This is a genomic window from Serratia sp. BIGb0163 (assembly GCF_024809935.1).
In the GTDB taxonomy this organism is placed as follows: Bacteria; Pseudomonadota; Gammaproteobacteria; order Enterobacterales; family Enterobacteriaceae; genus Serratia; species Serratia quinivorans.
The window spans coordinates 140,005-154,729 of sequence record NZ_JANUDZ010000007.1 but is presented as its reverse complement, the minus strand read 5'-3'; the positions used below and the strand labels follow the sequence as shown (position 1 = coordinate 154,729).

Sequence of the window (14,725 nt, the reverse complement as noted above, 5' to 3'; positions counted from 1 at the left end):
CTAGGGAGCATTTTTCCTGCTTAAGCGTTTTTCAAGCTGCTCAAGTTGTTCCAGTTCAATTCGGTCGGCCTCACGTGCATCAGTCATTTTTCTTTGCTGATCGAAGGATTCATAACGTTGGTGTACAACAGACTTCATCTGTTCACGACTTACGGAGCCACAGTGGCTCAACAGTGGCTGTTCATTAACCCAGTGTCTTTTTCGTTAGCTCTGTAATCTTCTGATAGCGTAAACAGATCGCGGATTTTTTGATAAAAGCGTAACTCGGAAGTGCGAATATCACGGATGCGTTCAAGCATGTCATCGAAATAATCCGGCACCACCGATTTACCGATCGGCGGATTTTTCAGACGTTCGTCATCCATCACGAAGCCTTTCACCAGATATTCTTGCAGCGTTTGTGTCGCCCACTGGCGGAACTGAGTACCACGAGAAGAACGAACACGATAGCCAACCGCGAGGATAACACCCAGATTATAGTGGCGAATTTTCCGCTGAACCTGTCTTGTACCTTCAGTTTGAACTTGTAAGTAATCCTTACAGGTTAAACTTTGTTCAAGCTCACCTTCGTCGTAAACCGCCTTGATATGCTGGGTCACCGCCTGCGGTGTCACCTGGTAGAGTTCAGACATCGCCGCCTGTGATAACCAAAGTGTATCCGATGCAAAACGACACTCTAAACGTACCTTGCCATCCGTTGACTGAAACAGAACAAACTCCCCATCAGGGGAAGGAGAAAGAAACGAGTTCGCCATGACAATATCCTTTTATAGGGCACAGAGTTTGCGGTCTTACAGCACGACGCGCTATTTTCCGCTTCTGCATCAGCACCTGTTTTTCAGCTTTAAGTCCGTGACTTTATTACATCCGACTTAGAAATATACTCTGACGATTCAAAAACTCTAGCATCTTGTAACTTCTAGATAGATAAGCATTTATTATTCATCTGGTTTATTAGTAGCTCGGTTAACACACTGCTCAGGGCAATGCTCGCAATGCCTAATACCCCTCCTTTTTGTATAACTACTATCATCAAACTGTTACCTCTATCACGCCTAAATGTTTTTGTTTGGTTAAGTCTTGGCTTGTTTGTTGGTTTTTGATTACAATCATGAGCGAAAACGAACATGAAAGAGCTATTTCGAACATCTGGAGGAAGTTGACGTGGAAACCAAAGACTTGATCGTTATCGGTGGCGGCATCAACGGTGCCGGCATCGCGGCCGATGCTGCCGGGCGCGGGCTGTCCGTTCTGCTACTGGAAGCGCAAGACTTGGCCTGTGCTACGTCTTCCGCCAGTTCCAAACTGATCCACGGCGGCCTGCGCTACCTGGAACACTACGAATTCCGTTTGGTGAGCGAAGCGCTGGCCGAGCGTGAAGTGTTGCTGCGACTGGCACCACACATCGCCTTCCCAATGCGTTTCCGTCTGCCGCATCAGCCGCACCTGCGCCCAGCCTGGATGATCCGTATCGGTCTGTTCCTGTACGATCACCTGGGGAAACGCACCAGTCTGCCAGGCAGTAAGGGTTTGCGCTTTGGACCAGAATCGGTGCTGAAGCCTGAATTGAAGCGCGGTTTCGAATATTCTGACTGCTGGGTCGACGATGCTCGCCTGGTGGTACTCAATGCCCAGGAAGTGGAAAAGCGCGGTGGCGAAGTGCGCACACGCACCAAAGTGACCCGTGCATGGCGTGAAAACGGCCTGTGGATGGTGGAAGCGGTCGACGTCGACAGTGGCAAAACCTTTACCTGGCGCGCCAAGGGCCTGGTGAACGCCACCGGTCCATGGGTGAAACACTTCTTCGACGATGGTCTGAAGCTGAAATCCCCTTATGGCATCCGTCTGATCAAAGGCAGCCACATCGTGGTACCGCGTGTGCACGATCAGCCACAGTCCTATATTCTGCAAAACGAAGACCATCGTATCGTCTTCGTGATCCCTTGGAATGACGAATTCTCGATCATCGGCACCACCGACGTGGAGTATCACGGCGATCCGAAAGATGTGAAGATCGACGATAACGAAATCAACTATCTGCTGAAAGTGTATAACGACCACTTCAAGAAGCAGTTGGGCCGTGACGATATCGTCTGGACATACTCTGGCGTGCGTCCGCTGTGCGACGACGAGTCCGATTCACCGCAAGCGGTGACCCGTGATTACACGCTGGACGTACATGACGAGCAGGGTAAAGCGCCGTTGCTTTCCGTATTCGGCGGCAAACTGACGACCTACCGCAAGCTGGCTGAGCATGCGATGGAAAAACTGGCGCACTACTACCCTGGCTGTGGCCCGGCGTGGACCAAAAACGGTTCGCTGCCAGGTGGTGACATCGGTGGCGATCGCGACAGCTACGCCGCAAAACTGCGCCGTGAACACAGCTGGTTGCCGGAATCCCTGGCACGCCGCTTTGCGCGCACCTACGGCAGCCACAGCGAGCTGATCCTGGCCAATGCCAATAGCCTCAGCGACCTGGGCGAAGATTTCGGTCATGGCCTGCATGAAGCCGAATTGCGCTACCTGATCGACAAAGAATGGGTGGTGGAACTCGATGACGCTATCTGGCGCCGTACCAAGCTGGGTATGTGGCTGGACGAAGCGCAGCAGGCGCGGGTAAAAGCCTGGCTGGCAGAACACGTGAAAGCGAAAACCCTGTCTCTGGCATCGTAACTCGCCAAAGCTAAAAAGGGCCGGATTTCCGGCCCTTTTGTATTTACAGCTTGATAGGCTTGATGTGCCAGATCTCGTCCGCATACTCCTGAATGGTGCGGTCGGAAGAGAAGTAGCCCATGTTGGCGATATTCAATATTGCCCGCCGCGTCCAGTCATCCTGATTGCGATACACCTCATCCACCTTGTCCTGCGTATCCACATAGCTGCGATAATCGGCCAGCAGTTGATAGTGATCGCCCAGGTTAACCAGTGAATCAAACAGGTTACTGTAGCGCTTTGGCTCCTCAGGGCTGAAAGCACCGGTGGCGATCTGAGTCAGCGCCTGATGCAGCTCGGGATCCTGCTCATAGTAAAGATGCGGGTTGTAACCGTTGCGCCGCAGCTCTTCTACCTGCTCGGCGGTATTGCCGAAGATAAAGATATTCTCCTCCCCCACGTGTTCCAGCATCTCGACGTTGGCACCGTCCAGCGTGCCGATAGTCAGCGCACCGTTAAGCGCAAACTTCATATTACTGGTGCCGGACGCCTCGGTGCCCGCCAGTGAGATCTGCTCGGAAAGATCCGCCGCCGGAATGATCATCTGCGCCAGACTGACGCCGTAGTTCGGGATAAACACCACTTTCAACTGCGTATGCACGCGCGGATCGTTGTTGATCACCTTGGCGACATCGTTGATCAAGCGAATGATCTGCTTGGCGGCGTAATAAGCCGAGGCCGCCTTGCCGGCAAAGATCACCACCCGCGGCACCCGCTCGGTTTCCGGATCCTGCAGCAGACGGTTATACAGCGTGATCACGTGCAGTACGTTGAGCAACTGCCGCTTATATTCGTGGATACGCTTGATCTGTACGTCGAACAACGCGTCCGGGTTGACCACCACATTCAGCGTTTTGGCGATGTAGGTAGCCAGTCGCTCCTTGTTCTGCCGTTTGGCGGCCTGCACAGCCTGCAAGAAACTCGGGTAATCGACATTGGCCTTGATCTCGCTCAGTTGGCTGAGATCGGTGCGCCAGGTCTGGCCGATACTGTCATCGAGTACGGCGGATAACGGACGGTTAGCCAGCCCCAGCCAGCGGCGTGGCGTAACACCGTTGGTTTTATTGCAGAAGCGATCGGGGAAGATATGGGCAAAATCGGCAAACAACGATTGCACCATCAGTTCGGAATGCAGCGCAGAAACGCCGTTAACCTTGTGGCTGGCCACCACCGCCAGCCAGGCCATTCGTACCCGGCGGCCATTGGTTTCATCAATGATCGACACTCGAGCCAGCAGGTCATTGTCTCCCGGCGCGACTTCCTGTACGTGTTTGAGGAAGTGATCGTTAATCTCGAAAATCAGCTGCAGGTGACGCGGCAGGATCCGGCCGATCATATCCAGCGGCCAGGTTTCCAGCGCTTCGCTCATCAGCGTGTGGTTGGTATAGGAGAACACCTTTTCCACCACGGCCCAGGCATCCAGCCAACTGAATTTATGCTCGTCAATTAACCGGTGCATCAACTCCGGGATCGACAGGACCGGGTGAGTGTCATTCAGGTGAATGGCAATCTTGTCTGCCAGGTTGTCGAAGCTTTTATGCATCGTCCAGTGGCGGTTGAGGATATCTTGCACCGTGGCCGACACCAGGAAATACTCCTGCCGCAGGCGAAGTTCGCGCCCGGAATAGGTGGAATCATCCGGATACAGCACGCGTGACACGTTCTCCGAGTGGTTTTTATCCTCAACGGCCGCAAAGTAATCGCCCTGGTTGAATTTACCCAGGTTGATTTCATTACTGGCCTGGGCGCTCCATAGCCGCAGCGTATTGGTCGCATCGGTATCAAAACCGGGGATCACCTGATCGTAAGCGGTGGCAATAATCTCTTCGGTTTCTACCCAACGAGCCTTGGCGCCTTCCTGTTGAATGCGGCCGCCAAAACGCACCTTATAGCGCGTGTTGTGACGTGGGAATTCCCACGGGTTGCCATATTCCAGCCAGTAGTCCGGCGATTCCATCTGCTGACCGTTGACGATATTTTGTTTGAACATGCCATATTCATAACGAATACCGTAGCCACGTCCCGGCAGCGCCAGCGTCGCCAGTGAGTCAAGGAAACAGGCCGCCAGCCGCCCCAGGCCACCGTTGCCGAGGCCCGGATCGTTCTCTTCCTCCAGCAGCTCGCCCAGGCTCATCCCCATTTCATTTAATGCGTCGTCAATATCCTGATAAATGCCCATCGACAGCAGGGCGTTGGACAACGTGCGGCCGATCAGGAACTCCATCGACAGGTAATACACCTGACGCACATCCTGTGAAAGTTGCGCACGGTTAGAACGCAACCAGCGTTCCACCATACGGTCGCGAACCGCAAACAGCACGGCATTCAGCCAGTCATGCTGGTTGGCAATTGCCGGGTCCTTGCCGACAATAAACATCAATTTATAGGCGATGGAGTGTTTCAGCGCTTCAACACTGACCGTGGGTGAGGTGTAACTAATCGGTAACGTCATAGTTTTTCGATCCCAAGTGCGTGATTGCCCGTCGCCTTTCAAGCCGCAGCCTTGTTACCTGCAGCTTGAAATTCATAGGGCATAACAATAGTTACGATAAGCGTTGATAAAGCGACAGATATTCCTGTGCCGCAACTTGCCAACCAAAATCCACGCTCATGGCGTGGCGCTGGACGTGACGCCAATGCTTGGGTCGGCTCCACAGCACCATGGCACGCCGAATGGCGTTACCCAGAGCGACGGCGTCGCAATCATCAAAAACAAACCCGCTGGCGCTGCCGTCGGCCAGATTCTCCAACGCGCAGTCCACTACCGTATCCGCCAACCCACCGGTGCGGCGCACCAGCGGTAGCGTGCCATATTTCAGGCCATAGAGTTGGGTCAGCCCGCAGGGCTCGAAACGGCTCGGCACCATAATCACATCGGCCCCGCCGATGATCCGGTGCGAGAAGGCCTCGTGGTAACCAATCTGCACGCCAACCTGTTCCGGATAGTCGGCGGCCGCGGCCAGAAATGCCTGCTGCAACACCGCATCACCGGCCCCTAACAGCGCCAGTTGACCGCCCTGCTCCAGCAGCGCCGGTAGCGCTTCCAGGACTAAATCCAGACCTTTCTGGCTGGTCAGACGGCTGACGACCGCAAACAGCGGCAGCGACTCATCCACTTTCAGCCCCATGGCTTTTTGCAGGTGCAGTTTATTCTTGGCCTTGTTTTTCAGATTGTCGGCGTCATAGCGCGCAGTCAGGCGCGGATCGTGGGACGGGTCCCAAATCTTGTCATCCACGCCGTTAAGAATGCCGCTAAGACGCCCCTGCCGCTGGCGTTCCTGCAACAGCCCTTCCATGCCGTAGCCGAACTCCGGCCGGGTGATCTCACGCGCATAGGTCGGGCTGACGGCGGTGATATGGTCGGCGTAGAACAGACCGGCTTTCAGGAATGACATCTGGCCGTAAAACTCCAGGCCATAGATGTTGAAGAACGAAGGCGGCAACCACAGTTCCGGCACGTGATGGGCGGAGAACAGCCCCTGGTAGGCCAGGTTGTGCACGGTGAAAACAGAACGCGCCGGGTGGCCGTTAGCCGCCAGATAGGCACAGGCCAGCCCGGCATGCCAGTCATGGGCATGCACTACCTGTGGCCGCCAGTAGCGGTCCAGCCCCTTGGCCAGTTCGCAGGCCATCCAACCCAACAGGGCAAAGCGCCGGTGGTTGTCGGAATAGGCATTCATGGATTGGTCGTGATAAGGGCTGCCGGGGCGTTCGTACAACCAGGGGGCGTCGATCAGATAGATGCCCACACCGTGATAGGTACCGTAACGCAGACCGACCCGGCCGGCGAACGAGTCGATTTCCGCCACCAGCACGGAATCCGGTATGCCATTACGAACGTCAGGGAAAGCGGGCAATAACACCCGAACATCGCCGCCCTCGGCGATCTGAGCCGCCGGTAATGCGCCAACCACGTCTGCGAGCCCCCCGGTTTTCAACAGGGGGAACATTTCAGAACATACGTGTAAAACCTGCATTATCACTCCTGAGAGTCGGCAAAAAATGCCTCTGGATAAGAAATAAAGCAGGCTTGCCGCTGTTGTTAATCCGCGTTTTGCAAGCCATCAGTCAATCCGTTTACATGGCGGCAGGCTATCGTTCTGCCGGATACCTTAACTCACAATTTTGACAACATTTCGCGCGTGACCAACACAATGCCGCCTTCCGAGCGATAAAAGCGTTTGCTGTCCTCATCGGCGTTTTCGCCAATCACCATGCCCTCGGGGATATGGCAGGCGCGGTCAATGATGCAGCGTCGCAGACGGCAGGAACGGCCGACGTTAACGTCCGGCAGCAATACAGTAGAGTCGATGGTGCAGAACGAGTTCACCCGCACCCGCGGGAACAGCACCGAATGCACCACCACCGAACCGGAGACAATACAGCCACCGGACACCAGCGAGTTCATGGTCATGCCGTGGCTGCCGGAACGGTCCTGTACGAACTTGGCCGGCGGCAGCGGCTCCATATGGGTGCGGATCGGCCAGGCGCGGTCATACATATCCAACTCCGGCGTGACCGAAGCCAAATCAAGGTTGGCGCGCCAGTAGGCTTCCAGCGTCCCCACGTCGCGCCAATACGGCGGCAACTCGGGGTTGGAGGTTACGCATGACAGCGTGAACGGGTGCGCCCACGCCGCTTTCTGGGCGGTGATTTTCGGGATCAGATCCTTGCCGAAGTCATGGGTTGAGCCCGGTGTCGACATGTCCTCCTCCAGCAGTTGGAACAGGTAGTCGGCGTTAAAAATGTAGATCCCCATACTGGCCAGCGACATATCAGGGTTACCTGGCATCGGCGGTGGGTTGCTGGGTTTCTCCAGAAATTCGAGGATCAGATCGTTCTCGTCCACTTCCATCACGCCGAACTCGCTGGCCTCATCGCGCGGCACCGGCAGGCAGGCAACGGTACACTGCGCGCCCTTTTCCACGTGATCGATCAGCATGCGCGAGTAATCCATCTTGTAGATATGATCGCCCGCCAGGATCACCACATATTCGGCGTCGTAACGGCGAATGATGTCCAGGTTCTGGTACACCGCATCCGCCGTGCCCTTGTACCAGTGCTCGGTACTGAGGCGTTGCTGGGCCGGCAGCAGATCGACAAACTCGTTCATCTCTTCGTTGAGGAACGACCAGCCGCGCTGAATATGCTGCACCAGGGTATGAGACTGGTATTGGGTGATCACACCGATGCGGCGGATCCCCGAATTCAGGCAGTTCGACAGGGCAAAATCAATGATGCGGAATTTACCGCCAAAGTGGACGGCCGGTTTGGCACGGGTTGAGGTTAAATCTTTCAAACGCGAACCGCGGCCACCGGCCAAAATCAGGGCGACGGACTTAATCGGCAGTTGGCGTGCCAACATCAGGGGGTCTTTATTTTCAAACCTAACCATAGCTGACTCCTTTTATTTTTTCTTGACCAGCACGCAAATCGAGTGCGCAGCCTGGTTCCAGGCGGGTAAGACCGCCCGCGAATCTTCCTGAGTAAAGGGGGCGACAAGCTGCCAATCGCCGGCGGGCAACGTCATCTCCACCGCCTGCTGCGTGGCGTTCACTACCACCAGCCAGCGTTGTGACAGACAGATCTGCAACTGCAGATCTCCCTGCTCCCACTGTTGCGCGCTGAGCGATTGCCCCTGCGCGTTCAACCACTGCACGTTACCGTCGCCCTCCTGCCACCAGCGGTCATGCTGCAGGGCGGGAATTTGTTGGCGCAGGTGGATCAGTGCGGCGGTGTAAGCGGTGAGTGAGTCATCCGCCGTGGCCCAGTCGAGCCAGGTGATAGCGTTGTCCTGACAATAAGCATTGTTGTTGCCCTGCTGGCTGTGTCCATGTTCATCGCCGGCCAGCAGCATCGGCGTTCCCTGGGACAGCAATAACGTGGCAAGCAGTGCCTGCCGGCTGGCCCTACGGCGTTGCACAATGGCGTCGTCGGCTATCGGGCCTTCAACACCGTGGTTGTTGCTAAAGTTGCGGTCGCTGCCGTCGCGGTTACCTTCGCCGTTCAGTTGGTTGTGCTTGCGGCTAAAGCTGACCAGATCCTGCAGGGTAAAACCGTCATGAGCGGTCAGCATGTTGATGCTGGCGTACGGCGCACGCCCGCGTTGGTTGAACAGGTCACTGGAAGCGGCAAAACGCTGGGCGAACTGGCCGAGCGAAATATCGCCCTGCAGCCAGAAGCGGCGCATATCGTCCCGGTAATGGTCATTCCACTCGGCAAAACGCCCGGGAAACTCACCCACCTGATAGCCGCCGGGACCAATATCCCAGGGTTCGGCAATCAGCTTGCAGCGTGACAGCAGGTCATCCGCCAGCATCGCCTGGAACAGCGGCGCGTCGCGATCGAACGCCGGCGTGCGGCCGAGCACGCTGCCCAGATCAAAGCGGAAGCCGTCTACGTGACACTCCCCCACCCAAAAACGCAGGCAGTCCATCACCCAGGCTACGCCCTGTGGTTGATCAAGCCGCAGCGTGTTACCGCAGCCGGTATCGTTCACGTAGCCTCCCTCGGGAGTGAGCCAGTAATAGCCCGGGTTATCGATGCCACGTAGCGACAGCGTCGGTCCGTCGGTATCCAGCTCGGCGCTGTGGTTGAATACCACGTCGAGGATCACTTCAATCCCGGCCTTATGCAGCGCCTTCACCGCGTCGCGGAATTCACGCAGCGGCGTCATGTCGGTACGCAGGCTGGAGTAACGGTTATCCGGCGCATAGGGCGCCAGCACGTTATAGCCCCAGTAGTTAATCAACCCGAGGCGCTGCAGGCGCGGCTCGGAGCTGTGTTGCTGCACCGGCAGCAGTTCCAGCGCGGTAATGCCAAGGCGCTTGAAGTAGGCGATCATCACCGGGTGGCCGAGCGCGGCAAAACTGCCACGCAGCACCTGCGGGATATCCGGGTGTTGCAGGGTCAGACCGCGCACATGCGCTTCGTAGATCACCGTTTTGCCCCACGGCGTCGCCGGCGGGCAATCATCCTGCCAGTCGTAGGCTTCGTCGATCACCACGCACTTTGGCATCAGCTCGGCGCTGTCATGCCGATCCGGCCGGTCATAGCCACCATGCAGGTAGGGGTCATCGGCCACCGGCCCCTCGACCGCGCGGGCGGCGGGATCCAGCAGCAGCTTATTGGGGTTAAAACGCAGCCCCTGCGCAGGATCAAACGGGCCATGCACCCGGTAGCCATAACGCTGGCCCGGTTTGCCGCCCGGCAGATAACCGTGCCAAATATCACCGCTGCGCGTCGCCAGCGGCAGGCGAACTTCACGCTGTTGTTCGTCAAACAGACACAGCTCCACCCCCGTAGCATGGGCGGAATACAGGCTAAAGTTGATGCCGTTACCGTCATAGTGCGCCCCGAGAGGCGCGGCGATGCCGGGCGTCAGCTCAGTCATTGCGCCTCCCGCAGCAGGTAGATGGTCGCCAGCGGCGGTACGGTCACGCTAATCGAATGCTCGCGGCCGTGGTTGCCAATCTGTTCGGACACCACGCGCCCCTGGTTGCCGGTATTGCTGCCGTGATAATGGTGCGAGTCGGTATTGAGGATTTCCCGGTACTCACCGGGGCGGGAAATACCGATGCGATAGTGGTGACGCGGCACCGGGGTAAAGTTGCTGACTGCGATCAGCTCATTGCCATGCGCATCATAGCGAGCGAAGGCAAACACCGAATTGTCATGGTCGTCCACCACCAGCCACTCAAAGCCGTCCGGCCGGTAGTCACGCTCATACAACGGCGCCTGCTGTTGATAGCAATGGTTAAGATCGCGCACCAGCCGCTGCACGCCGTGATGCCAGCCGTCCAGCCCTTCCAGCAGATGCCAGTCGAGGCTGCTGTCGAAATTCCATTCGCGGCCCTGGGCGAACTCGCAGCCCATAAACAGCAGTTTTTTGCCCGGGTGCGCCCACATAAAGCCGTAGTAGGCACGCAGGTTGGCAAACTTCTGCCAGGCGTCGCCGGGCATGCGATCGAGAATCGATTTCTTGCCGTGCACCACCTCGTCATGGGAAATCGGCAGCACGAAGTTTTCGGTGTAGGCGTACAACATGCCGAAGGTCATCTGATTGTGATGATACTTGCGGTGTACCGGGTCGCATTGCATGTAGTTGAGCGTGTCGTGCATCCAACCCAGGTTCCATTTGTAGTGGAACCCCAGCCCGTTAGATTCCGGCGGCAGCGTTACCCCTGGGTAATCGGTGGACTCTTCCGCCAGCGTCACCGCACCGGGCCGCTCCTTGCCGACGCTCTGGTTGGTGTAACGCAGGAAGGCAATGGCTTCCAGATTTTCGTTGCCACCGTAGTAGTTCGGTACCCATTCGCCTTCGGCACGGCTGTAATCGCGGTAAATCATCGAAGCCACCGCATCGACACGCAATGCGTCGATGCCATAGCGTTCCAACCAGTAAAGGGCATTACCCGCCAGATAGTTGCGTACCTCATGGCGGCCATAGTTGTAAATCAGGGTATTCCAGTCCTGATGGAAGCCTTCACGCGGGTCGGCGTATTCATACAGCGCGGTGCCGTCGAAATTCGCCAGGCCATAGGCATCGCTGGGGAAATGCCCCGGCACCCAGTCCAGGATCACGTTGATGCCCGCCCGGTGCGCTGCCGCGACAAAATCTTTGAAGTCGGCTGGGGTGCCGAAACGCCGGGTCGGGGCATACAACCCCAACGGCTGATAGCCCCAGCTGCCGTCAAACGGATGCTCGTTAATCGGCAGCAGCTCGATATGGGTGAACCCCATGTCCTTGACGTAATCAATCAGCTGCACGGCCAGTTCGCCATAGCTGAGCCAGAAATTATCGTCGGTGTGACGCCGCCACGAGCCAAGATGCACCTCGTAGATCGAAATCGGTCGGTCAAAATCATTGGCCCGCTGGCGTTGCGGGGTGTTTTCCACCACCTCAGGCAGTGGCGTCACCAGCGACGCGGTATCCGGCCGCATTTGCGCCTCGAAGGCGTAAGGATCGGCCTTCAACTGGGTATTGCCGTAGCAGTCGATAATTTCGTATTTGTACAGCTGCCCGGCTTTCACCCCCGGCAGGAACAGCTCCCAAATCCCGTTTTCACGCCGCAGGCGCATCGGATGGCGGCGGCCGTCCCAGAAGTTAAACTCGCCAACCACCGAGACGCGCTGGGCATTAGGCGCCCAAACGGCAAAGCTGACGCCTTCGACGTCATCAAGCGTACTGAGGTGTGCCCCCAGACGTTCATAAGGACGCAAATGGGTGCCTTCTGCCAGCAACCAACTGTCAATATCCTGCAGCAGGGTGCCGAAACGGTAGGGATCGTCGACGATCTGCTGATGATCCTGCCAGCGAACTTCGAATTGATAGCGGAACGGGGTTTTGCGACGCGGTACCGTGGCGCTGAAAAAACCGCGCGCATCGTCGCAGTTTAGCTGCACCAGACGCCGGCCGGTTTGCTGCTCCAGCAGCCAGACTTCGCTGGCATCAGGCAACAGCGCACGCACCTGCAGACCGTTATCGGCCGCATGCATACCCAGCAGAGAAAAGGGGTCGGCAGAATTGCCGGAGAAAAGCTGATCAATCACGTCACGATCGGGAAGTACAGGCATAGTCTTCTTCCTAAGATTAAGAGCATGATTTATAAGGGGCCGCGTAAGCTCATCGTCTTTCAGGTTGCCGCGAAATGGCTGCACCTTGAGATCCACCGGGCGTAACGCTTAAATCCATAGCCGTTTTGGTTATCATGCAATTCATTCGGTATCTAAAGCGTGATTGCGGTCGGTTATTGATCAATTCTCACCTTCCCGGCCCGAATTCCGCTCTTTATGCTTATTTTTAGCGCTGGTGAAAATGTATCCGCCAGCCCTTTAAGCATAGCCAATGCCGGTTAAAAACATTGCCCATTAGCAAGGAAAACTCTTCATTAAGAAAACTGCCAGCCTGACAGCGTCTTTGCGCTGCTGCCCGCGTGGAGAAGTGATGATGACTTGTGTGCTTTTCCCCCTTTGCAGCGATTTGGTCCATAGCGCGCAGAAACGAAGAAAAAGGAAGAAAACAAGGCTTTTGGGGGCCAAAAGAGGTCAGCCCCCGGGAAGTACAGTTCAGGTTTACAGCAGGATGCGCAGCATGCGGCGCAGCGGCTCGGCCGCACCCCACAGCAACTGGTCACCCACGGTGAACGCAGACAGGTATTCCGGCCCCATATTCAGCTTGCGCAGGCGACCGACCGGAGTGTTCAGCGTCCCGGTGACCGCTGCCGGCGTCAGTTCACGCATGGTCAGTTCACGGTCGTTCGGGATCACCCGCACCCAGTCATTATGGGTCGCCAGCATTTGTTCGATTTCCGGCAGCGAAACGTCCTTTTTCAGCTTCAGGGTAAACGCCTGGCTATGGCAGCGCAGCGCGCCAACGCGCACGCACAGACCGTCGACCGGGATCACCAGGCCGCTGTTCAGGATTTTGTTGGTCTCCGCCTGGCCTTTCCACTCTTCACGGCTCTGGCCGTTATCGAGCTGCTTGTCAATCCAGGGGATCAGGCTGCCGGCCAGCGGCACGCCAAAGTTATCGGTCGGCAGTTTGCCGCTGCGGGTGGCCTCAGTGACCTTACGCTCGATATCCAGAATCGCCGAAGCCGGGTCCTGCAGCTCTTTCGCCACGTCGGCGTGCAGCATGCCCATTTGAGTCAGCAGTTCACGCATGTGACGCGCGCCACCGCCGGAGGCCGCCTGATAAGTCGCAACGGATGCCCACTCCACCAGATCATTGGCGAACAGGCCGCCCAGCGACATCAGCATCAGGCTGACGGTGCAGTTACCGCCGACAAAGGTCTTGATGCCTTTATCCAGGCCCTGCTGAATCACGTCACGGTTGACCGGATCCAGAATGATGATCGCGTCATCCTGCATGCGCAGAGAAGAAGCCGCGTCGATCCAGTACCCTTGCCAGCCGGTTTCACGCAGCTTTGGGTAAATTTCGTTGGTATAATCGCCGCCCTGGCAGGTAATAATAATGTCGAGCGCGCTTAGCGCATCAACATCGTAAGCATCCTGCAACGTGCCCTGCTGGCCGCCGAAGGTGGGTGCCGCCTGGCCGTGTTGCGAGGTGGAGAAAAAGACCGGGCGAATGGCGTCAAAATCACGCTCTTGTGTCATGCGTTGCATGAGTACGGAGCCGACCATTCCGCGCCAACCGATGAAACCAACGTTTTTCATAATGACTGTCCTGCCTTGGAGGATGACTGCTATAAGTTGTGTGCAATATCTCTCCACCTTACAAAATGTCAGCGCAGGCGCAAAGTGAATTTATTCGATGGGTGAGCGATTCTCAGCAATCCTTCTTATATACCTGGGGATGAGCGAGCTGGTCGCCTGGCTGTAACTTGAAAGTCATAGGGTATAGGTTATTAAGCGGTCGGGATGACCGACGCACTTTTCAGATTCAGAGGTAGTAATGACAGAGATGATTTCGGTCACAGTGTTGCTGTTTTTAATCATGGATCCGCTGGGCAATTTGCCGATTTTCATGTCGGTGCTCAAGCACCTGGAGCCGCGTCGTCGTCGGGTGGTGTTGATCCGTGAACTGCTGATCGCCCTGCTGTTGATGCTGATTTTCCTGTTTGCCGGTGAAAAAATTCTGGCGTTCCTTAATCTGCGCACCGAAACAGTATCCATTTCCGGCGGGATTATTCTGTTCCTGATCGCCATCAAGATGATTTTTCCCTCGCAGGAAGGTGACAGCAGCGGGCTTTCCGCCGGTGAAGAACCTTTCCTGGTGCCACTGGCCATCCCGCTGGTGGCCGGCCCTTCGATTCTGGCCTCGCTGATGCTGCTGTCGCACCAGTATCCAAACCAGATTTCATATCTGGTGGTGGCGCTGCTGATTGCCTGGGGGATTTCCGCCGCTATTTTGCTGATGTCGAACCTGTTCCTGCGCCTGCTGGGTAGCAAAGGGGTGAGCGCGCTGGAAAGGCTGATGGGGCTGATTCTGGTGATGCTGTCGACCCAGATGTTCCTGGACGGCGTGAGAGCTTACATGAAGTTGTAGTGA

At 56.6% G+C, this 14,725-nt stretch carries 8 protein-coding genes and 1 pseudogene; 2 read left to right on the top strand and 7 right to left on the bottom strand.

Annotated features, from left to right (window positions below):
* Positions 1 to 191: 191 nt before the first annotated feature.
* Positions 192 to 755: pseudogene (locus tag M2406_RS20985) on the bottom strand (virulence RhuM family protein); the annotation flags it as partial.
* A 409-nt stretch (positions 756 to 1,164) separates the two neighbouring features.
* Here M2406_RS20985 and glpD point away from each other — a divergent pair.
* Positions 1,165 to 2,673, top strand: coding sequence for a glycerol-3-phosphate dehydrogenase (glpD, locus tag M2406_RS20980; protein WP_012147317.1), 1,509 nt, complete (start codon positions 1,165 to 1,167; stop codon positions 2,671 to 2,673).
* Positions 2,674 to 2,716: 43 nt separating this feature from the next.
* On the opposite strand, the gene glgP is transcribed toward glpD, so the two are convergent.
* The 6 genes from glgP to asd form a co-directional block, all read right to left on the bottom strand.
* Positions 2,717 to 5,164 carry a glycogen phosphorylase gene (gene glgP, locus M2406_RS20975; RefSeq protein WP_012147318.1) on the bottom strand — a complete coding sequence of 816 codons (2,448 nt, stop codon included), beginning with the start codon at positions 5,162 to 5,164 and terminating at the stop codon, positions 2,717 to 2,719.
* Positions 5,165 to 5,255: 91 nt separating this feature from the next.
* A complete protein-coding gene (gene glgA, locus M2406_RS20970) occupies positions 5,256 to 6,689 on the bottom strand; it encodes a glycogen synthase GlgA (RefSeq protein WP_012147319.1) in 1,434 nt (477 codons plus the stop codon).
* Between the two features lie 140 nt (positions 6,690 to 6,829).
* On the bottom strand, positions 6,830 to 8,107 hold the full coding sequence (gene glgC, locus M2406_RS20965) for a glucose-1-phosphate adenylyltransferase (RefSeq protein WP_012147320.1): 1,278 nt from the start codon (positions 8,105 to 8,107) through the stop codon (positions 6,830 to 6,832).
* Between the two features lie 12 nt (positions 8,108 to 8,119).
* Positions 8,120 to 10,105: a glycogen debranching protein GlgX gene (gene glgX / locus M2406_RS20960; protein ID WP_259191270.1), complete on the bottom strand. Its 1,986-nt coding sequence runs from the start codon at positions 10,103 to 10,105 to the stop codon at positions 8,120 to 8,122.
* Positions 10,102 to 12,288: a 1,4-alpha-glucan branching protein GlgB gene (gene glgB / locus M2406_RS20955; protein ID WP_012147322.1), complete on the bottom strand. Its 2,187-nt coding sequence runs from the start codon at positions 12,286 to 12,288 to the stop codon at positions 10,102 to 10,104. The genes glgX and glgB overlap by 4 nt, the downstream gene beginning before the upstream one ends.
* Positions 12,289 to 12,786: 498 nt before the next feature.
* Positions 12,787 to 13,890 (bottom strand): aspartate-semialdehyde dehydrogenase, encoded by a 1,104-nt coding sequence (gene asd / locus M2406_RS20950; RefSeq protein ID WP_115183594.1) that lies wholly within the window; start codon positions 13,888 to 13,890, stop codon positions 12,787 to 12,789.
* 238 nt (positions 13,891 to 14,128) lie between these two features.
* Here asd and M2406_RS20945 point away from each other — a divergent pair, with 238 nt between their 5' ends.
* Positions 14,129 to 14,722 carry a YhgN family NAAT transporter gene (locus M2406_RS20945; RefSeq protein ID WP_012147324.1) on the top strand — a complete coding sequence of 198 codons (594 nt, stop codon included), beginning with the start codon at positions 14,129 to 14,131 and terminating at the stop codon, positions 14,720 to 14,722.
* Positions 14,723 to 14,725 lie beyond the last annotated feature (3 nt).